Annotated in this window: 22 protein-coding genes; 10 read left to right on the plus strand and 12 right to left on the minus strand. The window is 62.6% G+C overall.

The features are described 5' to 3' along the window. Positions 1-92: 92 nt before the first annotated feature. Together KUV86_RS03345 and KUV86_RS03350 are read left to right on the plus strand one after the other, a co-directional pair. Entirely contained in the window at positions 93-1097 is a 1005-nt protein-coding gene (locus KUV86_RS03345) for a FecCD family ABC transporter permease (RefSeq protein WP_222483542.1), read from the plus strand. A gap of 122 nt (positions 1098-1219) precedes the next feature. Continuing rightward, complete coding sequence (locus tag KUV86_RS03350; protein ID WP_206939657.1) at positions 1220-2020, plus strand: ABC transporter ATP-binding protein; 801 nt, start codon at positions 1220-1222, stop codon at positions 2018-2020. Positions 2021-2142: 122 nt separating this feature from the next. Here the strand turns inward: KUV86_RS03350 and KUV86_RS03355 are convergent, their stop codons facing one another. Next, positions 2143-2742 (minus strand): PRC-barrel domain containing protein, encoded by a 600-nt coding sequence (locus KUV86_RS03355; protein WP_206939655.1) that lies wholly within the window; start codon positions 2740-2742, stop codon positions 2143-2145. 532 nt (positions 2743-3274) lie between these two features. On the opposite strand from KUV86_RS03355, the gene KUV86_RS03360 reads away from it, so the two are divergent. Both KUV86_RS03360 and KUV86_RS03365 read left to right on the plus strand, forming a co-directional pair. Next, the gene (locus KUV86_RS03360) at positions 3275-4951 is read left to right on the plus strand and encodes a multidrug ABC transporter permease/ATP-binding protein (protein WP_222483543.1); all 1677 of its coding nucleotides are present in this window, start codon (positions 3275-3277) and stop codon (positions 4949-4951) included. 481 nt (positions 4952-5432) lie between these two features. Further along, positions 5433-7412 carry a TonB-dependent siderophore receptor gene (locus tag KUV86_RS03365; RefSeq protein WP_224908097.1) on the plus strand — a complete coding sequence of 660 codons (1980 nt, stop codon included), beginning with the start codon at positions 5433-5435 and terminating at the stop codon, positions 7410-7412. A gap of 100 nt (positions 7413-7512) precedes the next feature. Here the strand turns inward: KUV86_RS03365 and KUV86_RS03370 are convergent, their stop codons facing one another. The 4 genes from KUV86_RS03370 to KUV86_RS03385 are packed head-to-tail and all read right to left on the minus strand — an operon-like array spanning position 7513 to position 11896. Next, entirely contained in the window at positions 7513-8097 is a 585-nt protein-coding gene (locus KUV86_RS03370) for a peptide-methionine (S)-S-oxide reductase (protein WP_222483545.1), read from the minus strand. Between the two features lie 52 nt (positions 8098-8149). Next, positions 8150-10138: a Fe(3+)-hydroxamate ABC transporter permease FhuB gene (fhuB, locus tag KUV86_RS03375; protein WP_222483546.1), complete on the minus strand. Its 1989-nt coding sequence runs from the start codon at positions 10136-10138 to the stop codon at positions 8150-8152. Beyond that, complete coding sequence (locus KUV86_RS03380) at positions 10125-11072, minus strand: iron-siderophore ABC transporter substrate-binding protein (RefSeq protein ID WP_261397526.1); 948 nt, start codon at positions 11070-11072, stop codon at positions 10125-10127. The genes fhuB and KUV86_RS03380 overlap by 14 nt, the downstream gene beginning before the upstream one ends. 56 nt (positions 11073-11128) lie before the next feature. Then, positions 11129-11896 carry an ATP-binding cassette domain-containing protein gene (locus KUV86_RS03385; RefSeq protein WP_206939628.1) on the minus strand — a complete coding sequence of 256 codons (768 nt, stop codon included), beginning with the start codon at positions 11894-11896 and terminating at the stop codon, positions 11129-11131. Between the two features lie 367 nt (positions 11897-12263). Here KUV86_RS03385 and KUV86_RS03390 point away from each other — a divergent pair, with 367 nt between their 5' ends. The 3 genes from KUV86_RS03390 to KUV86_RS03400 all read left to right on the plus strand — a co-directional run bounded on the left by KUV86_RS03390 (position 12264) and on the right by KUV86_RS03400 (position 16413). Continuing rightward, complete coding sequence (locus tag KUV86_RS03390; RefSeq protein WP_206939619.1) at positions 12264-12875, plus strand: superoxide dismutase; 612 nt, start codon at positions 12264-12266, stop codon at positions 12873-12875. A gap of 260 nt (positions 12876-13135) precedes the next feature. Beyond that, positions 13136-14932, plus strand: a complete 1797-nt coding sequence (locus KUV86_RS03395) for an ABC transporter ATP-binding protein (RefSeq protein WP_315900956.1) — start codon at positions 13136-13138, stop codon at positions 14930-14932. 263 nt (positions 14933-15195) lie between these two features. Further along, on the plus strand, positions 15196-16413 hold the full coding sequence (locus KUV86_RS03400) for a hypothetical protein (RefSeq protein WP_222483548.1): 1218 nt from the start codon (positions 15196-15198) through the stop codon (positions 16411-16413). 9 nt (positions 16414-16422) lie between these two features. Here KUV86_RS03400 and KUV86_RS03405 read toward each other — a convergent pair whose 3' ends face one another. The 4 genes from KUV86_RS03405 to KUV86_RS03420 all read right to left on the minus strand — a co-directional run bounded on the left by KUV86_RS03405 (position 16423) and on the right by KUV86_RS03420 (position 20007). Beyond that, positions 16423-17727 carry a TRAP transporter large permease gene (locus tag KUV86_RS03405; protein WP_222483549.1) on the minus strand — a complete coding sequence of 435 codons (1305 nt, stop codon included), beginning with the start codon at positions 17725-17727 and terminating at the stop codon, positions 16423-16425. A 57-nt stretch (positions 17728-17784) separates the two neighbouring features. Further along, on the minus strand, positions 17785-18342 hold the full coding sequence (locus KUV86_RS03410; protein WP_206939612.1) for a TRAP transporter small permease: 558 nt from the start codon (positions 18340-18342) through the stop codon (positions 17785-17787). A gap of 80 nt (positions 18343-18422) precedes the next feature. Then, entirely contained in the window at positions 18423-19409 is a 987-nt protein-coding gene (locus KUV86_RS03415) for a TRAP transporter substrate-binding protein (protein WP_206939601.1), read from the minus strand. A 160-nt stretch (positions 19410-19569) separates the two neighbouring features. Further along, positions 19570-20007 carry a VOC family protein gene (locus KUV86_RS03420; RefSeq protein ID WP_222483550.1) on the minus strand — a complete coding sequence of 146 codons (438 nt, stop codon included), beginning with the start codon at positions 20005-20007 and terminating at the stop codon, positions 19570-19572. A 216-nt stretch (positions 20008-20223) separates the two neighbouring features. On the opposite strand from KUV86_RS03420, the gene KUV86_RS03425 reads away from it, so the two are divergent. The 3 genes from KUV86_RS03425 to KUV86_RS03435 are packed head-to-tail and all read left to right on the plus strand — an operon-like array spanning position 20224 to position 22630. Beyond that, entirely contained in the window at positions 20224-20988 is a 765-nt protein-coding gene (locus KUV86_RS03425; protein WP_222483551.1) for a 5-oxoprolinase subunit PxpA, read from the plus strand. Further along, a complete protein-coding gene (gene pxpB / locus KUV86_RS03430) occupies positions 20985-21707 on the plus strand; it encodes a 5-oxoprolinase subunit PxpB (protein ID WP_222483552.1) in 723 nt (240 codons plus the stop codon). Before KUV86_RS03425 ends, pxpB begins: the two co-directional genes overlap by 4 nt. Then, on the plus strand, positions 21704-22630 hold the full coding sequence (locus tag KUV86_RS03435; RefSeq protein WP_222483553.1) for a biotin-dependent carboxyltransferase family protein: 927 nt from the start codon (positions 21704-21706) through the stop codon (positions 22628-22630). The genes pxpB and KUV86_RS03435 overlap by 4 nt, the downstream gene beginning before the upstream one ends. A 30-nt stretch (positions 22631-22660) precedes the next feature. Here the strand turns inward: KUV86_RS03435 and KUV86_RS03440 are convergent, their stop codons facing one another. Genes KUV86_RS03440 through KUV86_RS03450 form a run of 3 tightly spaced genes read right to left on the minus strand, consistent with a single transcriptional unit; the run spans position 22661 to position 25705 of the window. Continuing rightward, positions 22661-24148, minus strand: a complete 1488-nt coding sequence (locus KUV86_RS03440; protein ID WP_222483554.1) for a sensor histidine kinase — start codon at positions 24146-24148, stop codon at positions 22661-22663. Between the two features lie 33 nt (positions 24149-24181). Then, a complete protein-coding gene (locus KUV86_RS03445) occupies positions 24182-24922 on the minus strand; it encodes a response regulator transcription factor (protein ID WP_222483555.1) in 741 nt (246 codons plus the stop codon). A 3-nt stretch (positions 24923-24925) separates the two neighbouring features. After that, positions 24926-25705, minus strand: a complete 780-nt coding sequence (locus KUV86_RS03450) for an enoyl-CoA hydratase-related protein (protein ID WP_222483556.1) — start codon at positions 25703-25705, stop codon at positions 24926-24928. Positions 25706-25716: the final 11 nt, after the last annotated feature.

Here is a 25716-nt window from a genome sequence, read left to right on the forward strand (position 1 = left end):
ATAGCCCCTCACATAGCCCTTCGCATACTCCCTCAAATAGCCCCGCCACGCTCCCGGAGAGCGCCGAACATCGCGGCCCGCTGCCTCAGGGCATGTGGCTATGGCGCTATCGCGGGATCAGCCTGCTGCTCGACCGGCGCCACTGGTCAGGGGTGCTGTTACTGTTGGCTGCGCTAGGACTGGCGAGCCTTGCCTACCTGTGTCTCGGCGAGCAGCACCTGCCTCCACAGACCCTGTGGGACGTCATGCTCAACCAGGCGGGGCCCCTTGATACCTTCGTGGTCGAGCAGCTTCGCCTTCCTCGCCTGCTGGCGGCGCTGTCCACTGGCCTGGCCTTTGGGCTTGCCGGCTGCCTGATGCAGACCTTGGCGCGCAATCGGCTGGCGACGCCGGGCATCATTGGCATCGATAACGGCGCCACCGCCTTTGCGGTGGCCTCGGTGCTGGGCATGGGGCTCAGCCTGGCGCCTTCCGCCATGGCGCTGGCCGGGGCGGCGACTGCCGCTGTGCTGACCTTTGGCCTGGCCGCGGGTGGGGGCGCCCGTGGCTATCGCTTTATCGTGGCTGGGATAGGGGTCGGTGCCATCTTTGGGGCAGTGACCCAATTGATGCTGTCGCGGGCGGCCATCGATGTGGCCAATGCAGCCTACCCCTGGACCGTAGGTACGCTGAACGCGCGTCCTGCCGGCGCCGTGCAGGTGTTGGGTGTTGGGCTGCTCGTGCTGGTGCCGCTGGCGCTGTGGCTGTCGCGGTCACTGGCATTGATGCGCTTTTCCGATGCCGTGGCCACCGGCCTGGGGGCACCGCTCAAGCGACGCCGGGCCCAGGTGCTGGTGGTCTCGGTGGCGCTGACTGCCTTGGCCGTATCAGTGGCAGGGCCGGTGGGCATGGTGGGGCTGCTGGGCCCTGAAGTCGCGCGCCACCTCTGCGGCAACCGTCAGGTACCGCTGCTCGGGGCGGGGCTCGCCGGGGCCATGGTCATGGTGGTGGCCGATCTGGTGGGACGGCTGTTGCTGTCTCCGCTTGAGCTGCCCGTGGGTATCGTCACCGCGGTGGTCGGTGGCCCCTGGCTGATCTGGATTCTGGTGCGCCGCTGATGAGGCTTCGGTTGAGTGGTTGCCCATGGTTGGGCGCACGTCTAGAGCCTATTTAGAAAATTTAGATAGTTGAGAGAGTCTTGATGTCACTCCCATCATCGTCACCGCAACAGCCTCGGCCGATGGCCCCAGAACCCGCCCCCTACGTGGTGGAAGACCTGGTGCTCAGCCATGGCCGCCTGCGCGTCATCGACGGCTTGAACCTGACCATTCCTCAAGGCCAGCTCACGGCCATCGTGGGGCCCAATGGCTGCGGCAAGTCGACGCTGCTGGCGGGACTTTCACGGCTGCACACGCCGACCCAGGGCAAGGTCTGGCTGCAAGGCCAGGAGCTCAAGCGCCTGAGTGCAAGAGACCTGGCGCGCCGCATTGCCTTGCTGCCCCAGGAGGCCTCCGCCCCCGAGGGGCTTAGCGTCAATGATCTGATCCGCTTCGGTCGCCAGCCTCACCAGTCCTGGTATCGCCAGTGGAGTGAGGAAGATCAGGCCGTGGTCGCCCAGGCCATCGCCAGCGCGGGACTACAGACGCTTGCCGAGCGTGGTCTGGAGACGCTCTCCGGAGGACAGCGCCAACGAGCGTGGATTGCCATGACCATCGCCCAGCAGACGCCCATTATTCTGCTGGACGAGCCGACGTCGGCGCTGGATCTTGGCCACCAGCTGGAGGTCTTCGAGCTATTGCATCGGCTGGTGCTCAAGGGTCGCACCATTATCATGGTGGTGCACGACCTGACCAGCGCATGCCGTTATGCCGACCATCTGGTGGCGATGCGGGACGGTAAGCTGGTCGCGGAGGGAAAGCCGCAGGAGGTGGTGACACCGGCCCTGGTCAGGCAGCTCTACGACGTTGACTGTTCATTGGTGGAAGATCCGCTGACGGGCAAGCCGCTGCTGGCGGGCTTGAGGCGGTCCGAGCAGGGCTGACGCGATTCTGAGCCCAGGGACGTTAGACCTATAGTGTGGGCCTAAAACGCAACACACCCGGTCGATGACCGGGTGTGCGATGGCGTCAAAGGACGCTAGCCTGTGACGTTCAAGCTACCCCATTAATTGGCGGCATCTTGTGCAGCGTCTTCGGCATTGTCGCCAGCGTTTTCGATGGCATTACCGGCGCTGGTCAGGGCGTTGGCAGTGGCGGACTTGGTGGTCTGCCAGGCACTCTGAGCGCCTTCCTTGGTGTCCATCCAAGCCTGTTGCACGTTGGTCTTGGTCTGATTCCACCAGGTGTTGGTGTACTCAGGCTGTGCGGAGATTTCATCCTGGGTGATGTTCAGGTGAACGGAGTATTCGATGTTGTCCAGGCTGTCGCCGTTGGTGGTCTGAACTGTAAAGTCGCCGGTCTCGACCACGTACTGGTTTTCACCCAGGTCGAGCAGGTCACCTGCTTCCACCACGATGGCGCGGATTTTCATGTCATTGTCGAGCAGGATGTCCTCGACTTCGCCCACTTCGTCCTGGCTTGAGCCTTTGGCAAAGACATCGGCATCGAGCAGCTCTTCAGCGGAGTAGAGGCCTTGCGGCTCGCTGTGTGCGGCCTGATTCGCGCCCTCGTTGTGATGATCGGCAAGGGCGGTAGTGCCCACGGCCATGGAGCCGGCGAAGACAGTGCTTGCGATAGCGGTAGTCAGCAGATTCTTGCGGATCATTCCTTTTCTCCTTCTGGCGAGTGGTTCTTGCGATCCTCTCGGTTGCGGCGTGTTCCAGTGCAGCAACCTGTCTTGCTTGCAGCGACGCAAGGATGCTCATCGCGACGCTGTGATATCTATTGTGGAGGTTGTGTACAAGATTTCAAGGGCGCGTTGTGAAAGAAATATGTAAGCCCGTGTTGCTGCTTCATGACAGGTTCAGGGAAGCGTATAGCCCGAAGCCATGCGGAAATGGCACGGCGGTTAAGCCGCGCGTAACGCTGCGAATCGGCGGCACAGGCATTTTTGCAGTGTTTCCCTTGCGTCGCCGGTTCGCTCTGGGACAATGCACGCCCTTGTGGTGCAAGCCAGCCGTGACAAGCCAGCCATGACAAGCCATTCGTCACAAGCCAGCCGCGACACGCCGACAGCCATGGACCTGGTCGCACGTTGCCAAAGATGCTGCGCCCTGTGGTGGGCTGTGAGCGTGGAGAAGTCCTGCGGCGCAGAGCAGCATTCAGCGAGCTAAATTCCCCCTGAGAGGCGTGAGTCATTGGAACTATTAAGTGTCGTCTACCGCTACTATCGTTGGCCCTTTGTCGGGGTGATGCTTCTGAGCCTTGTCAGCGCGGCCCTGGGGATTGGAGCGATCGCCTTCATCAACCGCCGCCTGATCGAAGTGTCGGGAGACGTCGGCAGTATTCTGCCCCAGTTCCTGGGTATTGTGGTGGCGCTGCTGGCCGTGACGCTGGCTTCGCAACTGGCGCTGACCACGCTGGGACATCACTTCGTCTATGGGCTTCGCTCGCGTCTGGTCAAGCAGATTCTGGACACCGATATCGAGCGCCTGGAACGTCTAGGCAGTGCCGAATTGTTGGCCAGCTTGTCCAGCGATGTGCGCAATATCACGATCGCTTTCGTGCGTCTTCCCGAGCTGGTTCAAGGCATTGTATTGACGCTAGGCTCAGCGCTTTACCTCGGCTGGTTGTCGCCAGGGCTGTTGATCGTGACCAGCCTTTGGGTCGGGGCGACCATGGCAGCCGGAGCCTGGTTGGTCAGACGCGTGTATCGCCACCTGTCCCAGGTGCGCGAGACCGAGGACGCGCTGTACCGCGATTATCAGGCGGTCATTGATGGTCGCAAGGAGCTGGCGCTCAATCGTGACCGAGCCCAGGCACTCTTTGAAGACACCTACGACCGCGATGCCCGGCGCTATCGCCATCACATCATCCGCGCCGATACCTATCACCTCAGTGCCGTTAATGTGTCCAATATCATGATGTTGGGCGCCATCGGTGTGGTGTTCTATCTGGCCAACGGGCTGGGCTGGGCGTCTACCGAAGTCGCGGCCACCTTTTCGCTGACCCTGTTGTTCCTGCGCACTCCCCTGATCTCAGCGGTGGGCGCCTTGCCCACGCTGCTGAGCGCTCAGGTTGCCTTCGACAAGATTCGTGGGCTGGATCTGGCTGAGCCCCGTCAGGAATTTGGCCGTCGAGCGGCGGTGAGCGGAGCATGGCAAGAGCTACGGCTGGAGGGCGTCAGCTTCCGCTATTCATCGTCGCATACCTCTGCAGGGGACTCTGGTGGATTCGTGGTCGGCCCCCTCGATCTATCGCTTAAGCGAGGTGAGCTGGTGTTTTTGATCGGTGGCAACGGCAGCGGCAAATCCACGCTGGCAAAGCTGTTGACCGGACTGTATCGCCCTCACGAGGGCAGCATGACGCTCGATGGCAAGGTGTTGAATGACAGCGATCGAGAAGGGTTTCGCCAGCGCTTTTCCGCGGTGTATACCGACTTTCATCAGTTTGACACCCTGGTCGGACCCGACGGGGCCTCGCCTGACCCGGTACTGATGGAACGCTGGCTCGATGTGCTCAAGATGCGGGACAAACTGCACTTCGATGGGCAAAGGGTGACCAATCCAGAGCTGTCTCAGGGACAGCGCAAACGCCTTGCACTGCTGATGGCGGTGGCGGAGGAGCGCGACATTCTGCTACTCGACGAGTGGGCGGCGGATCAGGATCCGCAGTTCCGGCGTGTGTTCTATCAAGAGTTGCTACCCAAGCTGCGGAGCATGGGCAAGACGGTTTTCGCCATCAGCCATGACGATCACTATTTTCAGCACGCTGATCGACTGCTGGAAATGCGCGCCGGACAGTTGATCGAACTCACCGGGGAAAATCGCGAGGCCGCCAGTCGTGATGCCGTGGGGCGGCTTGAACAACATTAGCGTACTCACCGGTCCGACAGTGAAGGCTGGTCAGCTAAGGCGCTCAGTGGGCCAAGCTCATCTAGTCCAATCCAAGCCCAGCCAAGCTAGGAACTAAGCAAGCTCGCCCTGACTGGCGCGTACCGTGATGGTACGGGGGGCTGGGAGAGCTGCCCGGAGAGTGGCTGGGCGAGCGGCTTGGAGGAGGAGATCTTGGCGGGTTGGGTCGTAGCGATATGCCGATCGTTGACCGTAACCCGCATTTGGTGGAGAAGCGTTGACTGCTCGTGGAGGATAAATTGCGAGATTAAATGAAAACAATTAGCATGTAGATGTTGTTGTTTTCTTGAGCAGGATTCCCATTGGCGTTCCTGCTTGGTCGTTCGCTCTGACGCTGCCTCCGAGGTTCTCCATGCTCCCCCAGCACCACTCACTATCCCGTCACCCGCTTGCACGGGCGGTTCACTATGCCACCGTGCCCCTGATCGTCGGGTGGGTTCCGATGGCCTCGCTGGCGATGGCACAGGAACCTGAGAACCTCGTACAGCAGAACGATATGGTGGTAACAGCCACGGCTCTAAAAGTCGATACACCTCTGCTCGAGACCCCGCGTTCACTCTCCAGCGTTGATAGAGAAGAGCTCGAAGAGCGTAATGTCCAGCAGATTGACGAAGCCTTCCGGTATCGCGCCGGGGTGCTTTCTGGTCACTATGGTTCGGACAACAACACCGACTGGTTCAAGGTACGTGGTTTCGATCAAGCTACGTATCAGGATGGTCTCAGGATTTACCGTGAGGGCTTTTATCAGTGGCTGCCTGAGCCCTACGGGCTGGAGCGGATTGAAGTTTTCAAGGGACCTGCATCGATCCTCTACGGTGAAGCGCCTCCTGGCGGCCTGATCAACGCGGTCAGCAAGCGTCCTACTGCAGAACCGCAGGGGGAGATTCAGGTCCAAGTTGGCAACCGCGACCATCGGCAGATTGCTTTCGATAGCTCTGGCCCAGTAACTGAGTCCGGCGATGTGCGCTATCGGTTTGTTGGTCTATACAAGGAGCGGGATGGGGACCTGGACGATACCTACAACGACCGGTACTACATCGCGCCGAGTCTGGCATGGGATCTGTCGGAGGATACCCAGCTTACAGTGTTAACCAGCTTTCAGAAGGATGACGGAATTCCGACGAATCCCTTCAAGACTCCGTATGGAACGGTCTATGACACGCCGTTCGGGAAGATTGACCGGGACACCAACTATGGCGAGCCGGGCTACGACAAGGATGAGCATACCCAGATGTCGTTGGGATATGAATTTCGTCATGCCTTTAATGACACTTGGCGTTTCGAGCAAGACCTCCGCTATAGCGAGCTCGATCTCGACTTGCGCAGCACGTACATGTTCTACCCAGACTCACCCACTACAGGGGTGCGCGGTCACCTGCAACGGGACGGCGAGATCGACAGCTTTACTGTCGACAACAGGGTCGTGGGGAACTGGTTTACCGAACGCACGGAAAACACATTGCTGATGGGGGTCGACTATCAGGACCTCAGTCTTGAAGGAGAGGAAATTGACGTCCTCCCCTTTGGCGATTCCATCGACCTGTTCTCGCCCGAGTATGGCAACTTTACGCCTCCAACCAGCGATCAGGCCATCGACCGCGACATTGACAAGGACCAGTTGGGCATCTACGTGCAGGACCAGCTGCGTATCGATGATCGCTGGGTGCTGCTGGGGGCGGTGCGTTACGACGATGCTGAGACGGATAACTCTGTTCGCGGTGAAGCAACGCAGCGCTCCGATGACAGTGAGGTTACCTGGTCTGGCGGAGTCATGTATCTTAGCGACATCGGCCTCAATCCATACCTAAGCTACGCTGAGTCTTTCCAGCCGCTGGCTCGAACCGATGACGGTGGTTCCTTGTACGAACCCCTGGAAGGCGAGCAGTGGGAGTTCGGAGTGAAGTATGCGCCTCCAGGCTGGGATGGCTATGTGTCGGCCGCTTATTTCGATCTTGAGGAAAGCAATAGCCTGGTATCAGGGCCGACAGGTACGCCGATCCAAAAGGGCGAGCGAGAGTCCAAGGGTCTCGAGCTCGAAGGTGTTGGTTACTTGACGGATAACCTGCAGCTTACGGCGGCGTACACCTATACCGATGCACGCGATGAGAATGATGATCGCGCCTCTCTCATACCTCGCCATCAGGCGTCAGCTTGGCTAGATTACAGCTTTTTCGGCGGACGTCTGGATGGGCTCGCGTTGGGTGGCGGCATCCGCCATGTGGGGGAATCGGTCGACGGTGACGTCAATGTTACCGATTACACGGTGTTCGACGCTATGGGACGTTACGATTTTGATGAACACTGGCGCGCCCAGATCAACGTGTCGAACCTGACAGATGAAAAGTATGTCGCGTCCTGCGAGTATTGGTGCTACTACGGCGAGTCCCGCAGTGTCATCAGTAGCCTCACCTACCGTTTCTGACCACGGCTCGTAGTCTAAGTGAGAACGCCCGACCAGGCTCTGCCGGTCGGGCGTTTGTGTGTCTGCCGGGAGGACGTCATGGCGAAGCTGCCTTGGCGTCTCAAGAACAACGCTGTGAAGGTAGCGGCGCCTTGTTGACCCCTGCCTGGGCCAGTCGCTCGCCGTCTGCGACCTCGCTAAAGCGGTCCAGCAAGAGCTTCAGCTTGGGGGTGATCCAGCGCTCGCAGAAGGGCCGCGAGGGATCGCTGTAGAAGTAGTCGTGATAGGCCAGCTTGGAATCGCGAAAGGCGGCCAGAGGCAGCACCTGGGTCACCAGGGGGGAATCGAAGTCATCCTGCAGCTGGGTCAGCACCTGGCGGGCCAGCTGGGCGTGAACCTGGTTCTGGACATAGACCGCTGAGCGGTAGCGCTGGCGCAGGGCATGGCCAGAGGTGGCGTGGTGGGTGTGCAGGTGAATCTCGATCAGCACGTCCATGGGTAGCCGCGAGGGGTCGTAGTCCACCACCACCGCTTCATGAAAGTCACTGTCAGGGGGCTCGGCGGCGACCCAGCCCTGGTGAACGGCGTCGACGCCCTTGAGCGACTGATAGACCGCCTCCAGGCACCAGTAACAGCTGCCCCCCAGCGCCAGGCGTGCCTTGCTGGGCGCGAGCAGGGGCAAGCTGTTGCAGGGCTGGTCGGGCATGTCGGGCACCCCAGGAGGAAGTGTCGGCTTGGTCGACCATCATGCCCGAGCCTTACAGTCTCTTCAGCCCCCACATGAAATAGCTGCCGCCAAGAATCGAGGCCACCAGACCGGCAGGTATCTCCTGGGGGAACAGCAGCTGCCGCCCGACCCAGTCGGCCAGCACCATCAGCAGGGCGCCGATCAGCGCCGCACCGGCCAGATGCAGGCGAGCGCGAGAGAACCCCATCAGCCGCGCCATATGAGGAGCCAGCAGGCCGACGAAGGACAGTGGCCCGACGATCAGCGTGGCCGCGGCAGTCAGCACCGCCACCGTTGCCAACAATCCCAGGCGAGCATTCTCCACATGGATGCCAAGGGCCTTGGAGGTGGCGCTTCCCAGCGGCAGGATATCCAGCCAGCGGGCCAGTAGCTGGGCAGCCAGGGCGACGGCCGCACCGGCCATCAGCACCACCAGCGCCGAGGTCGGGTCGACATAGTAGGTCGAGCCAGACAGCCAGGCCATGACCTGTTGCCCGCGGGGGTCGCCTCCCACCATGATGATGGAGCGCACCGCGTCGAACAGCGCCGTAATGGCCACGCCGCTGAGCAGCAGGCGCTCGGGCTGGAAGCCGCTGGCGCGGTTGAGTGTAACCAGCAGCGCCAGTGTCACCAGCGCCCCCAGGGTGCCGGTTCCCAGCAGCAGCAAGTGGCTGGGTCCGGGCACCACAAAGATGGTGATAATCAGCGCGATGGCGGTGCCACCACTGATGCCCAGCAGTTCGGGGCTTGCCATCGGGTTGGCGGTGACGCGCTGGATCAGGGTACCAGCGATGGCCAGCAGGGCGCCGCTGCCAGCGGCCGCCATGATCCGTGGCCAGCGCCAGTCGAGTACCTGGACCTCTGTGCTCAGTGACCAGCCCGTGCTGGTTTGCCCGGCGAGTATGCCGACCAGCATGGCGATCACCAGTGCCGCTGCGAGTCCTGCCAGCAGCGGGACAGGCGTCGAGGTTCGCAGCACCAGGGGAGCCGATGCCGGTGGTGGCCGACGGGGCGTCAGCTTGAGCCGGGGGATCAGCCACAACAGCAGAGGAGCACCCAGCATCGCCGTGGTAGCCCCTGTGGGAAGCAGTGTCGGCAGTGCGTCGATGCCGCCTTGCAGCACCAGGTCGGTGACGGTCAGCAGCAGCGCGCCAAACAGCATCGACCAGCCCACCCGCGCCGGCAGCCGTCGGGCACCGGCCATACGTGCGATGTTGGGGGCCGCCAGACCGATAAAACCGATGATGCCGACAGTGGCCACCACGCAGCCTGTCAGGAAGACCGCCAGGCCGAGGCCGCCCAGGCGCAGCCACTTGAGTGACACGCCGAGGCTCTTGGCGCTGGCATCATCGAGCTCGAGCAGTGCCAGCGGGCGAATCAGCCAGATGGCCAGGGCGCCAGCGACCAGCACGCGAGGCAGCAGGTAGAACACCCCGTCCCAGCCATTCTGGGCCAATGATCCTGCACCCCATACCAGCACCCCCTTGAGCGCCTCCTGGTTAAACAGCAGCAGCACGATGGCCAGGGCGCCGAAGTACAGATTCACTACCAGACCACCGAGCACCACCACGCCAGGCGACAGGCCGCGCCGCCAGCCCAGCGCAAATACCAGGCCCATGGCCAGGGCACCGCCGGACAGGGCGACCCACTCCCGTCCAAGGGCGAGCAGGCCCGGCGCGACCAGGGTGGCGATCATCAGGGCCAGGTTGGCCCCACTGGCGACGCCCAGGGTGGTGGGTGCTGCCAGGGGATTGCGTAGCACCTGCTGCATCAACACTCCAGCCAAGCCCAGGGCTGCGCCGGCGGTCAGGGCAATGGCCAGTCGTGGCCACCAGCTGTAGTGCAGTACCAGTGACGAGGGGGTGGTCACGTCAAGCGAGGACAGTGCGGCCAGGGCAGAGCTTGCGCCACCCAGGCCTTCAAGGGACTGCCACGCTGCCAGCAGGCAAAGGGCGACTAGCACCGCGGCGGTTGCACTCAGTCGGTGTGATCGCCAGCTGCGGGTGTCAACGGCCTGCATGAAGGGTCTCGCTATCACGGGAGGAGGGGAGGAGCATCGTCGTTTCGCGCTGGGCGGAGCGCGTCGTTGTCGTGGGGGGAGCGGGACTGTCTGCACCCAGAGCCTCACCCAGCTTGCTGGCGAAGCGGTTGGCAGAAGGCAAGGCACCAAAGCTCCACACCGGTGGCAAGGTCACGACGTCGTTTCGTTTGACGCTGCCCAGATGGCGCCATAGCCCGCTGTCGGCCAGCGCCTCGCGCACTCCCGCAACATAAGGTTCGACCACCACGATCCGCGCCTGGGGGTAGTTGGCCAGCTGTTCGATGCCGATCAAGCTGAAGCCCCAGACATTGGTGGTGCCGGTCCAGGCATTGGTCAGGCCCATCCGCTCGATCACGGCCTGATACAGGCTGTGGTCACCAAACAGGCGCACGTGACGCTCATCCATGAACTGGATCAGCAGCAGCGGGCGCGTGTCTTCGGGCAGGCGATCGGCAATCTGCGCGATATGCGCCTCGCTGCTGGCAATAAGGCGCTCGGCCTCCGCCTGGCGGCCGACCAGTTCGCCCAGTTCGCGGGTCAGGGTCAGTGCTTCGTTCCAGAAGTCACCGTCCCCGCTGTACATCGAGAATTGCTTCACCTCGGCAATGGCCGACAGTCGCGGTGCCAGATTCGCAAACATGGGAGAGATGACGATCGCGTCCGGGTTCAGGTCGGCCAGCAATTCCAGGTTGGGCTGGGTGCGCAGGCCAATATCGACACTCTGCGCGGGTGCCTCGAGCCCCACCCAGCTTTCATAGTCATCGGTCTGGGCCAGTGCCATGGGCGGTGCCTCCAGGGCGACCAGCGTTTCTGCCAGGGTCCAGTCGAGGCTCGCGATGCGTGGTGAGGCCAGGCAACTGGCGGACAGTGACAACACGCCCAGCGCCAGTGCTGTCAGCCAGCATGAACGCAAGGGTCGCGGCAATCGTCGAAAAAGCGGGCGGGCTGGCAGTGGAAGCCGACGGAGCATCATTGCACCAGGGCCACGGCGTGCTCGCCACTGGGGTGGGGCATGACCTGCATCGGGATGCCGTAGATATCCTCAAGGACGTCTCCGGTCATCAGTGTCTCCGGGCTTCCCTCGGCGATGACCTGGCCGCTGTGCAGGGCCACCAGGCGGTCACAGAAGCGTGAGGCCATATTGATGTCGTGAAGCACGATTACCACGCCCAGGTCGAGCTCACGGCTGAGCTTCTTCACCAGGGTCATCACCTCCACCTGGTGAGCGATATCCAGGGCTGCCAATGGCTCATCGAGCAGCAGCAGACGGCTGCCCTGGGCCAGCAGCATGGCGAGCCACACGCGAGTACGCTCGCCCCCGGACAGGGTGTCCACCAGGCGCTCGGCAAAGGCCTCGGTGTGGGTCAGTGCCATGGCCCTGCTGACGTGTTCCTGGTCGTCTCGGCGCGAACGCCCAAGCAGTCCCTTCCAGGGGTAGCGGCCAAAGGCGATAAGCTCGCGGCAGGTCAGGTTTTCGGCCCCAGGCAGGTGCTGGGGGAGGTAGGCCACCTCCCTGGCGAAGGCACGGCGCCCCCAGCTTTCAAGGGGCTGGCCGTTGAACAGGATGCGTCCTGCGCTGACCGGTTGCTGCTGCGCCATCAGCTTGAGCAGGGTGGACTTGCCCGAGCCATTGTGGCCGATCAAGCCATGCACGCGGCCCGCGTCGAAGGTTAGGCTGGTGGGGGCCAGCAGCGTCTTGCCCGGAATCGTGAAAGAGGCGGACTGAAGGTCGAACATGAACAAGGGCTCCGCTGGGTCGTCCGGGCGATCGGAAATACACTCTTAATGGATAGGAATGGTTATCAATTTGTTTGCTGTTGTCAATCCGATGTGTCATCAGGGAACATCGGTCAGTCGCCGTTGGCTAACCCTTGTAGAAGAGGCGTAAAAGATGCCACCCTGTGGCCTACGGCATCGGGCCTTGCCGAGGTGAGCCAAGGTCGCTGAAGCGACGCCGCTGGACGAGAACTTTTCCAGCGCTGCAGGCGCTAGCGAGACCGTCGCGACTTGCCTATAGTATGAGGCCCACGATGACGCAAGCTGGTGAGTGGGATAGGATTATCCCCCTGAATCAGCCCAACTTTACAAGGAAGGAGGTATCACCATGGCACATACTCTGCCGGAACTGCCCTACGCCTACGACGCACTGGAACCCTCCATCGATGCGCAGACCATGGAGATCCACCATTCTCGTCACCACAACACCTACGTCACCAACCTGAATGGTGCGCTGGAAGGTACTGGTCTTGAAGACCTGCCGGTGGACGAGCTGGTTGCCAACCTTGAGCGTCTGCCCGAAGACAAGCGCCAGCCGGTCATCAACAACGGCGGTGGTCATGCCAACCACTCCCTGTTCTGGACGGTGATGTCCCCGAACGGCGGTGGCAACCCGAAAGGCAAGGTGGCTGACGCCATCGAAAAGGAACTTGGCGGCTTTGATGCCTTCAAGGATGCCTTTACCAAGGCCGCTCTGGGCCGTTTCGGTTCTGGTTGGGCGTGGCTGTCCGTGACTCCGGACGGTGCCCTGGTGGTGGAAAACACCCTCAACCAGGACAGCCCGCTGATGCACGGCAACACCCCGGTACTGGGTCTGGACGTGTGGGAGCACGCCTACTACCTGAAGTATCAGAACAAGCGTCCTGACTACATCGCCGCCTTCTTCAACGTGGTGGATTGGGACGAAGTCGAGCGTCGTTACCAGGCAGCCACTGCCTGATCGACACCGGCATGACGTCATCACGACGTCGTCCGACCTGTTAGCAGGTCACGCGCCGCGGCCCCAGGGCCGCGGCGTTTTGCTGTGCAGTTGCTGTGTAGTTGCCGCGTATTGCTGGTGTCGGCGGCCGGGTCTCGCCCTGCGCCAGCGTGTTCATGTTGCACGTCATCAACGGCTTCGCATTCTCAGCACCCGTGTCTTCGCCCCGTGCCGAGGACGCGAAGCGCTGGCGCCGATGTAAGCCGCAAGGAGCCACCACTGTGTCCACTTCCTCCAGCCTGCAGGCCTTGGGTCGCCTGTTGCGCTATGCCCGAGGCTATCGTCGGCGAATCGTCGCCGCGACCCTGTGCTCGATTATCAACAAGTTGTTTGATATCGCGCCCGAGATTCTGATCGGTGTCGCCATCGACGTCGTGGTCAATCAGGAGCAGAGCTTCGTCGCCCGGTTGGGCTTCGTCTCGGCGTCGTCCCAGATCATTGTGCTGGGGGTGCTGACCTTCTTTATCTGGGCGGGAGAATCGCTGTTCGAGTATCTGTTTCAGATCCTCTGGCGCAATCTCGCCCAGCGCCTGCAGGCGGACCTGCGACAGGACGCCTACGAACACGTGCAGCGCCTGGACATGGGCTTCTTCGAATCGCGTTCATCCGGCGAGCTGGTGGCCACCATGAACGATGATGTCAACCAGCTCGAACGCTTTCTGGATGGCGGAGCCAACTCGCTGATCCAGGTTGGGGTTACCGTCGTGGCGGTGGGAGCCGTGTTCTTCGTGCTGTCCCCGTTGATTGCGCTGCTGGCGTTTACCCCGGTGCCATTGATCCTGTGGGGGGCCTTCGTGTTTCAGCGCAAGGCGGGCCCCTTGTATGCCGACGTGCGCGAAAAGGTGAGCGTGCTCTCCAGTCGGCTGTCGAACAATATTCAGGGCATGGCCACCATCAAGAGCTTTACCGCCGAGGCCCGCGAGGCCGAGCGGCTCAAGGCCGACAGTGAAGCCTATGTGGATGCCAACAGTCGTGCCATTCGCATCAGCTCGGCCTTTATTCCGGTGATTCGCATGGCGATCCTGACCGGCTTCCTGGCGACCTTCATCGTCGGCGGCATGCAGGCGCTTTCCGGCGAACTGAATGTGGGAGCCTACGGTGTACTGGTGTTCCTGACCCAGCGCCTGTTGTGGCCGCTGACAGGGTTGGCCCAGGTCATCGACCTGTTCGAGCGGGCCATGGCCAGCACGCGTCGTATCCTTGATCTGATCGCCACACCCATTCGTGTGCGCGACGACGGTCAGACCACGTTGCCGACCCCGGTCAGGGGGGAGGTGCGGTTCGACAAAGTAAGCTTTCACTACGCCGAGAGCCACGCGGGTATCGATGATGTGGATCTGATGGTGCCCGCCGGACGCACCCTGGCGCTGGTTGGCCCCACGGGTTCCGGCAAGTCCACCCTGATCAAGCTGCTGCTGCGCTTTCATGATCCAGACAAGGGGCAGGTCGTCCTGGATGGCATCCCGGTAGCGGAGCTTCGCCAGAATGCGCTGCGCGATGCTATCGGACTCGTCAGTCAGGACGTCTACCTGTTCGAGGGCAGCGTGCGAGACAACATCGCCTACGCACGACCCGAGGCAAGTCTCGATGAAGTCGTCCGTGCTGCCCGCACTGCCGAGGCCTGGGAGTTTATCGAACGCCTGCCCGACGGCCTCGATACCCGAGTCGGCGAACGCGGCGTACGGCTGTCCGGTGGCCAGCGCCAGCGCCTGTCCCTGGCCAGGGCGCTGCTCAAGGACCCGCCGGTGCTGGTGCTGGATGAAGCCACCAGTGCGGTGGACAACGAGACCGAGGCCGCCATCCAGCGCTCGCTGGCGCGGATTGGCAGCGAGCGCACCGTGATCATGATCGCCCACCGCCTGTCCACCATCGTTCACGCCGACGACATCGTGGTAATGGAGCTTGGACGAGTGGTCGAGCGCGGCACCCACCAGCAGCTGATCGAACGCGGCGGACGCTACGCCGCCCAGTGGCAGGTACAGACCGGTGAGGCCGCCCAGTCGGCTCAGGTCATCTAGGCTGTCCGCTGGCGCCATCAGCTCCGCGCCAGCCTCAGTGTCAGCGGCAGTAGCCGTGCCTGTTGCAGAAGCCGTGCCTGTTGCAGAGAAGAGGCCCATCGCGCTTGGCGGCAAAAGTCGCCAAGCGGGCCGGGGGCGTCTAGGGTGAGTAAGTCACTACACACTTTGCTGCGCCGGGACGGCAGGGTGTAGTGACGGAGCCTGATGACCAGGCCAGCTCCCGGTACAGCAGCGAGCACATCGCGCTCGCGGGAGGAACTGCCATGGGCATATCGGCCAAGCAGCGTCCCAAGGCCGCTCAATCAGAGCCGCCCGAGACACAATGCCCTGAGACGGAATGCCCTGAGACGGAATGCCCTGAGACAGGCAGTCAGGATACGGCCAGCCATGACACGGGCGCGCTCGATACGGGTCGCCACGACAGCAAGCGCTGCGATGCGAATCGCCTCAATACTGACAGTCTCGACGTATCGGAACACCGGGTGTCAGGGGGTGTGGCGCGAGAACGCTCGAGTGCATCGGCCTTGGCGGGTGAGCAAGGACCTACTCAGCCAAGCCGAGAGCCATCGAGGTCCGACGACAGTCGCGGCGTCGATCCTTGCGGTGACCGGGTGGATCAGTTGCTGGATGACATGGCGGCGTTGCTGGACTTTGCGCTGGAAGCGGAAGGCGTGCCGCTGGAGGTGGATCTTTCCGCGTATTATCGGGCGCGCCAGCAGCAGAGGCAGAACGTGCCGTTAAGTGGCGCCGACATCGACGGTCTGGTCGCCTGTTACCGGGAGCTGTCGCGCCGCTACCCGGGCATCTCCCCACGCACCTTGGCGGCGACACGTCCCAGCCGGGAAAGCGGCAGACTTCGCGATAGCCGCACCGGGCGCTACCTGATGCGGTTGTGGCAGTGCACCGCGGCGGTGGTGTTGCTGGCCATCATCTCCAATGTGATGATGTCAGCGATCGGCGCGGAGGCAGGCATGACGGTTGGCGCTGGTGCGCAGGCCACTATCCTCGGATTTCTCTACGAAGGTCTGCGTCACACCGAGGCGTTTCTGTATGGAGCGCTCGGGGCCTTTGCCTTTGTGCTGCGGGTCACCGCCAGCCGACTCTACAGCCGTACCTTCGACCCGGCGCGTATTGGCGAGCACGTCAATCGCATCGTACTCGGCACCCTGTCGGGAGGGGCGATCGTGCTGTTCGTTTCTCAGATTCCCAGCGACAAGGGCGCAGAGGTCGCGCTCAGCGGCGCCGCTCTGGGATTTCTCGCCGGCTACAGTATCGACTTTCTGTTCGGCACGCTGGACCGAATGATTCGCGCCTTGCTGTCCGATGGCAGCACCGACAGTGCCAATCGTGCGGCACGGGCAAGGCGTGACGCCGATGTGGTGGAAACCCTGGATGAGTTGATGAGCCAGCAGACCGACGCCGAGACCCGGCGCCGGCTTGAAGGCATCATCGAGACGCTGAGACAGCGCCAGCGAGTCTGAAAACGGCGGCTATCCGCTCATCGCCTGGGGCAGGTAGGTAGCGATGCCGGGGAACAGGCTCATGATCACGATGGCCACGATCATCAGCAGGAAGAAGGGCACCGTGGCACGGGTGATCGACATGATGTCGCGGCCGGTGAGTCCCTGGATCACAAACAGGTTGAACCCAACCGGCGGGGTGATCTGTGACATCTCGACGACGATGACCAGGTAGATGCCGAACCAGATCAGGTCGAAGCCGGCCACCTCGATCACCGGCATGATGATCGAGGTCACCAGCAGGATTAGCGAGATGCCGTCGAGGAAGCAACCCAGCACCAGCAGGAACAGGGTCAGGACCACCAGTAACCAGGCCGGTGACAGGCCCATGGCGCCGATCTTCTCGGCCAGGTCCATCGGCAGCTGGGTAAAGCTCATGGCGGATGCCAGGAAGGAGGCCCCGGCAATGATGAAGGCGATCATGCAGGAGGTCCGCACCGCGGCAAACAGCGCCTCCTTGAAGATGGCGGCGTTGAAGTGGCCGTTGGCCCTGGCGATCAGCATGGACAGTACGACGCCGGACGCAGCGGCCTCGGTGGGCGAGGCGAGCCCGCCGTAGATGCTGCCAAGAATACCGCCGATCAGTGCCAGCAACGGCAGCAGCTGCAGGCTGCCGGTGAGCTTCTGGCGCAGCGGTATTGCGCTATCACGACGTCCCACCGCGCCCCGCCGATTGCCTACCAGCAGCGACCAGCCGATGACATAGGCCATGAACAGCCCCAGCAACAGCAGACCGGGTCCAACGCCTGCGATGAACAGTCGCGAGATCGACTGCTCGGTGACGACGCCATAGACGATCATCATGATCGATGGCGGAATCAACAGGCCCAGGGTCGAGGCGCTGGCCAGGGTGCCGATGGCCAGATCGTCGTCATATCCTCGGCTCTTGAGCTCAGGCAGCGTCATCTTGCCGACGGTGGCGCAGGTCGCCGCAGAAGAACCGCACACTGCCGCGAACAGCCCACTGCCGATGATGTTGGAGTGCAGCAGGCGTCCAGGAAGTCGGCCGAGCCAGGGCGACAGCGCCTGGAACATGTTATTGGCAAGCCCTGAACGGAACAGGATTTCGCCCATCCACACGAACATCGGCAGGGCGGTCAGGTCCCAACCGTAGCTCGCGCCCCAGAAGTCGGACGCCAGGATAGGTCCGGGCGCCAGGGGAAAGAACAGCGTCAGCACGATAAAACCGGTGCCAAGCAGGGCGTAGGCGATCCATACGCCGCTGCCCAGCAGCAGTGCCAGGGCCAGCAGGGTAACCAGACTGATGATCAGCATAGCGACGGGCTCTCCACGCAGGGGTAGCAAGGGGGCCGTGCGACAGGGCAGGGGATGTCAGTCATGGCCAGCCTCATCATCCGGGGCCTGGAAGCGTTGTGGTGCCTGCAGCGCCTGGCGTGCGGTATCGATCAAGGCCTCGGCCAGAGCGAGGCTCATCATGACCATGCCAATCAGCAGCACCAGCTGCGGAATCCACAGGGGGATGGCCAGCAGCCCCGACGAGACGTCGTCGTATTCCAGGCTCTCCTGCATCAGCTGCCACAGCGACACGCACAACAGCGCATTGAGCGCCGAGGCGATCAGCAGACAGGCAAGTTCGGTAAAGGCCCGCACCGCCGCAGGAAGACGCTGAATCACCAGCGACATGCGGATATGGGCATGATGGGTGAAGGTGTAGGCCATGCCGAGGAAGGTCGCGCCCACCAGCAGGAAGGAGGCCAGCTCCGATACCCCGGTGATTTCTAGGCCCAGGCGCGAGCTGCCGGCCATGACCAGCACGGCGTCCAATAGACGAAACAGTACCTGCAGGGTAATCAGCGTGCAGATGGCGACCATCGAGGCGGCCGCTCCCCATCCGCCCAGGCGGTAGATGGGCATCAGGCGAAATGTCATGAGTATGCTCCCACCGGAGGGCGGACAGGATCAATCAGCGCGGATGGCCTCCAGCGATCGGCAATCCGCGCTGCCTTGGCTCACTCGATGTTGCTGCGGTACTCCTCGATCAGCGCCTTGGCGCGATCATCCGCGCGGCTCTCCCAGTCCTGGAACAGCGTATCGCCAGCCTCGGAAAGGGCCTCGGCCACCGCATCAACGGGCTCGGATATGGTGATGCCATTCTCCTCAAGGGCCTGGGCGCTGCCTTCCATGTCGGCCTTGCTGGCTTCCCAGCCACGCTGTTCGGCCTGGGCGGCGGCCTCCAGCAGAGCGTCCTGAGAGGCCTGGTCGAGACGGTCGAAGGCCTTCTGATTGACGAAGATGATGTTCTTCGGGATCCACAGGTTGGCATCGGTGAAGTGGGACACGTAGTCCCACGCGGCCATGGACTCACCGGTCGACACTGAGGTGATCATGGCGTCGACGCGTCCCGTGGAGAAGGCCGTCGGAATATCCGACTCCTCGGTTTCGGTGGGCAGGCCGCCGAGATTCTCGGTCAGGCGCTGGGTATTGATGTTGGGAGCACGCACCCTGAGCCCTTCAAACTGGGCTGGATCGTCGAGCGCGATGTCGGTGTAGATGCCCTGGGAGGGCCAGGGCACCGCGTACAGCGGTTTCATGCCCTGTTCAGCGAACAATTCTTCAATGACGGGCTTGCTTGCCTGCCACAGCGCCCATGCCTCGTCGTAGCTGCCGGCGAGGCCCGGCAGGGTGTCGAGTTCAAAGACGGGGGATTCGTTGGACAGAATCGACAGGAAGATCTCGCCCGCCTGGACGGTGCCACGCCTGACCGATGGCTTGATCTCGCCATGGCTGATCAGCGAGCCACCCGAGTGCACGGTAATATCCAGCTCACCGTCGGTGGCCTCGCGGACATCGTCAGCGAACTGTTTGGTGTTGACGGTGTGAAAGCTGGCGTCGCCGTAGGGCGTGGCCAGGTTCCAATCGGCGGCCTGGGCGGCGGATGCCAGGCCCGTCAGTGAGGCAACGGCAACCGCCAGACGAAGAGAGCGGAGACAGGGCATGATGGCGAACCTTGTTGTTGTTGAGTGTGTTGTTGAGCTTGTCGTCGAGTGAGTCGTTGAGTCTGTTGTCGAACCTAGCGATGAGGCGATGCTTGCGTCAGCGTCAGTGAAGGCGGCGTTGAAGATCAACCGACACCACTGACGCAGGCCGGACCGGTGGTCAGGCCTTCTTGAACAGCTGGCTGTCGCGATCCTTGAACGCCTTGAATTCTAGCGCGTTGCCGGAAGGGTCCTTGAAGAACATGGTCGCCTGCTCGCCCGGCTCGCCCTTGAAGCGAATATAGGGTTCGATCTCGAACTGCACGCCGTGGGACTTGAGCTTGTCGGCCAGGGCTTCCCAGGCTGGCATCTCGAGGACCACGCCGAAGTGCGGTACCGGCACTCCGTGACCGTCGACCGGATTCTTGTGGGCAGCGCTGGCGGCATCCTTGAGCGCTGGATTCAGGTGACAGACGAACTGATGGCCGTAGAGGTCGAAGTCGACCCAGGACTCGGAGCTGCGGCCTTCGGGGCAGCCGAGAAAGTTGCCATAGAATTCGCGGGCTTCGTCGATATCGCGGACCTGGATGGCCAGATGGAAAGGATCACTGACAGCCATGGGGAGTCTCCGGTTGGATGGGGCGTTATTGACAGGGTAGTGTCAGTGATTCTTGGCCGGGTGAGCTGCTGTCGTCAATCTTGACGCTGAATTTGTTGCTGCGCAGCGATGACGCGAGTCTCGGGGCGAGGCCGGTACGCTGCCCGGTGGCTTGATCGAGAATTCAGACAGCGACATCATTCAATGACACTTCATCGACAACAATAAGGTGGCCCTATGCCGATCCCCCTCCTCAACTGCGATGTCGGCGAGAGTTTCGGCGCCTGGAAGATAGGCCGTGATGCCGACGTGATGGCGTATATCGACTGCGCCAACATTGCCTGTGGTTTCCATGCGGGCGATCCCGACGTGATGCGTCGCACCGTCGGCCTGGCGGTGGCCAACAACGTGGCCATCGGTGCGCACCCCGGCTACCCGGACCTGGTCGGGTTTGGACGGCGTAGCCTGGCGGTGTCGCCGACCGAAGCGGAGAACCTGTTGCTGTATCAGATCGGCGCGCTGGATGGTGTGTGTCGAGCGGAAGGCTCTCGAGTCCGCTATATCAAGCCCCATGGTGCCCTGTACAACGATATGGCGGTGAACAGCCCGGCGGGCCAGGACCTGCTGCGCGCGACCATGCGCGCCGTGCGTGCCTACGATGCCAGCCTGCCGCTGCTGGTGATGTCCACCGCCGATACCGATGACGTCCGGGCGTTGGCGGCGGAGGAGGGCGTTTCCCTGTGGTTCGAAGTGTTCGCCGATCGAGCCTACGACCAGCAGGGGCGGCTGGTGTCTCGGCGTGAACCGGGAGCGGTGCATCACGATGAGTCGACCATCGTCGCCCAGGCGGTCACGCTGGCCAAGGGGGAGCCTCTGGCGGCCCGAGACGGGACCCCGCTGCAACTGCCTGCGGATACGCTGTGCGTGCACGGTGACAACGAAAGCTCCGTGGCCGCCGTCCGAGCCATTCGTGAGGCCTTCGACCGACTGGAGGAGGCATGACGCCACGCCCACGACTGGAGACAGTCGCCTTCGATAGCCTGATCGTCAGGCTGTTTGATGCCATCGACGAAGCGCATATGCCCTGGGTGCTGGCGGCCACCAACGCGATTCGCCAGCGCCTTGGCGACGCTGCCCTGGAGGTGGTGCCGTCCTACACCACGGTACTGGTCCAGATCGATATCCAGCGACAGTCGTTGGCGGAGGCCCGGACACGCCTCACAGCGGCACTTGATGGGCTGTCGCCCGAGGCGGCGGAACAAGGCACCCTGCACGAGATTCCTGTCTGGTACGACCCCTCCGTCGGCCCAGAGCTTGAGCTGATCGCCAAGCGCGCAGGCATCAGCACCGACCAGGTCATCGAGCGCCACTGCGCCCACGACTACAGCGTGTTCGCGCTGGGCTTTGCGCCTGGCTACGGCTTCATGGGGCTGGTGGAGGAGGCCCTGGCGACGCCGCGTCTGGAGACCCCGCGCCAGAAGGTGGCCGCGGGCAGCGTCGGTATCGCCGATCGCCAGACAGCGGTTTACCCGGCGCCTTCTCCCGGTGGCTGGAACCTGATCGGGCGAACTGCGGTGAAGCTGTTTGATCGCGAGCGCGAGGGCTACACCCTGTTCAAGCCCGGTGATCGCGTGCGCTTTGTGGCCATCGACCGCGCTACCTTCGAGGCGCAGGGCGGCGACACCACCCCCCAACCCCCGGCCGAGGAGAGCGGCGCATGAGCCTCAAGGTGGAACGTGCGGGACCCATGGCACTGGTGGTCGATGGTGGACGTGGTGGGGTGCGTCATCTTGGCGTGACCCAGGGCGGCGCCATGGACTGGGTGGCGCTGGGATGGGCCAACTGGCTGCTCGGCAATGCTCCGGACGCCGCTGGTCTCGAAGTCATGGTGGGGGGGCTTGAGCTGGTCGCCGAGGCCGATATCTGCGTGGCGCTGGCGGGGGCGGATCTCGCTGCGCGACGTGACGGCGAGGCCATTGCTCCCGGTCAGGCACTGACGTTGAAGCAAGGACAGCGACTGGTCTTCGAGCGTCCCAGCAAGGGCCTACGCGCCTATCTGGCGCTCCCTGGGGGCGTGGCCGGAGAAGCGGTGATGGGGAGTCTTTCGAGTACCGTGCGGGAAGGCCTGGGCGGTCTGGATGGCCTGGGACGTCCCCTGGTGGCGGGTGACCGCGTGGAGGCGAAGGCGCCACACCAGCGTGTGAACGCACGAGAGCTGGCCCCAAGCGCGGCAACGCTGGCTGCCTCGTCGGAGCCGCTCGAGCTGGCGCTGGTAACGGGCGCTCAGCTCGCAAGCTTCGACGGACACAGCCTTTACCGTGCCTTCAACCAGCACTGGACCATCGATCAGCGTGCCGACCGCATGGGCATTCGCCTGACCGGGGCGCGCCTTGAAGGCCGCATGAAGGGCATGGTGTCGGAGGGTATTCCGCTGGGTGCGGTGCAGGTGCCCCCCGACGGCCAGCCGATCATCCTGATGAACGATCGTCAGACCATCGGCGGCTACCCGCGTCTGGGTGCGCTGACGCCGCTTGCCTGTGCACGCCTGGCCCAGTGCCTGCCCGGGACACGGGTCCGCTTCAAGGCGGTGTCGCCGGAGTGCGCCCGCCGCGAGCACCTCAACCAGTTGGCCTGCTGGGAGTGACGGCGGGATCTCTCTGTATCCCGAAGGGGGTCAGGGAACCGCCGGCAGGTGGAAGAAGAAGTCGCTGCCCTGGTCGACCTGGCTGCGTACCCCGATACGACTCTGGTGCAGCTCCAGGATGCCGCGCACGATGCTCAGCCCCAGGCCGCTGGTGGTGCGGTCCTTGTGGGGGGTGTCGTCGGACTGGTAGTAGCGGTTGAAGATGTAGGGCAGGTCCTTGTCATCGATGCCGCAGCCGGTATCGCTGACACAGACGTAGACGTGGTGGTGGTCCTCTTCCAGGGTGATGCTGATCTTGCCGCCTGAAGGGCAGTGACACAGGGCGTTGCGAATCAGATTCTGCAGCACCCGCTGAATCATCTGCACATCGGCGAACACCTGGATATTGCGATGGGTAGCCGGGGTGTACAGGGTGACGCCCTTGTCCCGCGCGCACAGCGAAAACTCCTGAACGATGTCGTAGACCAGTTCGAGGATCGAGAATACCTCCCGCCGGGGCTCGATATGACCGGTTTCGAGCCGAGACAGTTCGAACAGGTCGTCGATCAGCCGAGACAGGCGCAGGCAGCTATTTTCGATGGTGCTGAGATGACTGGCCAGCTGTCCGTCATCGAGGGTCCGGCGCTTGGCCTGTACCGTCTCGGTATAGGCTTGGATCGTGGCCACTGGGGTGCGCAGATCGTGAGAGACGTTGGAAATCAGTTCTTTGCGTAGCCTGTCCATGTTCTTGAGGCTATCGAACTGGGCCGAGATACGACTCGCCATGGCGTCGTATTCAAGATACAGCCGATAGATCTCGTCGTCGGGTAGAAAGGCATTTGGATCAGCAGGCTCGGCCACGAAGTCATTGCGCGTAAAGCCCTGCATGGTCGCCAGCAGTCGACCGATACGTTGGGTGATGAAGCGCACGCTGAGCAGGCTGATCAACAGTGAGGTCAAGAGGATGCTGACGAGAAGCAGCAGCGCGATCTTGGCGATGTAGCTGGAGAGAAGGTCGCTGGCGATGGTGTCATAGGTCTTGCCGCCGAGGATCGCATAGAGGTAGCCGGGAGCCCCGTTGGGTAGAGTGATGCGGGTGGCCGAAAAGGTCTTGTCGCCATCGATGCTGCGCGGATCGGTGCCGTAGAGGGGCGGTTGCCTTCCCAAGGTAGCCTGGCGAGCATCCCGGGCGATGAAGTGTTCCACCGGCGCCAGCGCCACCTGCTGGCGCCTGATTGGGTTGTCGTTGGCGACATGGGACAGAATCCTTCCGCTGGCGTCCAGCAGATAGATCTCCACGCTGGGATTGACGGTCATGGCGAGGGCGGCCAGGGCGTCGAGGGTGGCCTGTAGATCCTCGACCTGGCTGAACTGGTATTGGCGGGCGATATAGTCGGCGATGGGCGCATTGAGTTTCTGGGTCACCTCCTCGTGATACTGTCGCATCAGAGCGTAGCCAGACACGGCGATGGCAAGGCCCATCAGGGTTGTCACCACCGTGATCAGTACCGCGATCTTGGAATACAGGGTCTTGAGCATGCGCCTGTCTCTGCGACGAAGGACAGCCTGCCATCAGTGCTCGGCGAAGCCGTCCGGATCCAGTTTGTAGCCGACACCCCAGACCGTGATGATGCGCCTAGGCGCGTTGGTATCGGCTTCTATCTTGCTGCGCAGGCGATTGATATGGGAGTTGACGGTGTGCTCGTAGCCGGCATGACCGTAGCCCCAGACCTTGTCGAGCAATTCGGCTCGGCTGAATACGCGATTAGGGGCGCTTGCAAAGAACAGGAGTAGATCGAATTCCTTGCTCGTCAGCTCGATATTGCGGTCCTTGATGGCGGCGCGTCGGTAGTCGGGATGTATCCTGAGCTGCCCGACCTCGATGGGTAGCTGGACCGGAGGTGGCGTGCCCGCGTGGCTTGCCTCCAGGGACTTGAGCATGTCGAGCCGGCGCAGCTGGGACTTGATCCGCGCCACCAGTTCGATGATCGAAAAGGGCTTCACGACATAGTCATCAGCACCGTGCTCGAAGCCGGTGAGTCGATTGAGCTCGGAGGAGCGCGCGGTGAGCATCATGATCACCGTCATCGGCGACTTGCGACGCAGCGCTTCGCAGATACCCAGGCCGTTGTGAACCCCGGGGAGCTGGATGTCGAGCAGTGCCAGGTCCCAGGTACACTCAAGGGCCAGACGCATGCCGGTCCCCGCGTCGTGGGCTAACGCCACGTCGGCGCCCAGATCGTCCAGGTGGGACTTGAGCAGCCGCGCGATGTCCACTTCGTCCTCGACGATCAGTATTCGGTTGTTCAGCATGGATCAGCGGTTCACCACCTTGGCAGGACGCTTGTCGATGAAGGCCTGGAGCCCTTCCTGGCAGTCATCGGTATTCCACAGGCCATGATACACCCGACGCTCGAACAGCAACCCCTCTGCCAGTGACGTTTGCTCGGCGCGGCCGATTGCTTCCACCGCCGCCCGGGTCGCTACGCCCCCGTAGCTGGCGATGAGTTCGGCCTGGGCACGCACCTGATCATCGAAGTCAGCTGTGAAGACCCGGGACACCAGTCCCATGTCGCAGGCCTGGTGCGCGCCGATGGTGCGACCGGTGAGAATCAGCTCCATGGCCTTGGCGCGGCCTACCCGGCGGGTCAGGCGCTGGGTCCCGCCCATCCCGGGAATCAGCCCCAGCTTGACTTCCGGTTGACCGAACACGGCTTCTTCGCGGGCATAGATGATGTCGCACATCATCGCCAGCTCGCAGCCGCCACCCAGGGCACAGCCCTTGACCGCGGCGATCTTGGGGACCTTCAGGTCGGCAAAGGCCTGCCATTCAGCGAACATGTCGTCGCATCTCAAGGCCTCGGCATTCCTGCTGGCCAACATCGAGATGTCAGCACCGGCACAGAAATGATCGCTGGTCGAGCCCAGCACGATGCAGCCGATGGCCTGGTGGCGTTCCAGGGGTTCGATGATCTCCATCAGCCGGTCGAACACGGCACGGTTGAGGGCGTTCAGCTTGGACGGGCGATTCAGCGCCAGGTACAGCACTCGATTGCGCACTTCGCTGATCACGCTGGTGCTATCGATATTGTTCATCTTGTGTTCTC

This window comes from Halomonas sp. DP8Y7-3 (assembly GCF_019801675.1).
GTDB classification, from domain to species: Bacteria; Pseudomonadota; Gammaproteobacteria; order Pseudomonadales; family Halomonadaceae; genus Halomonas; species Halomonas litopenaei_A.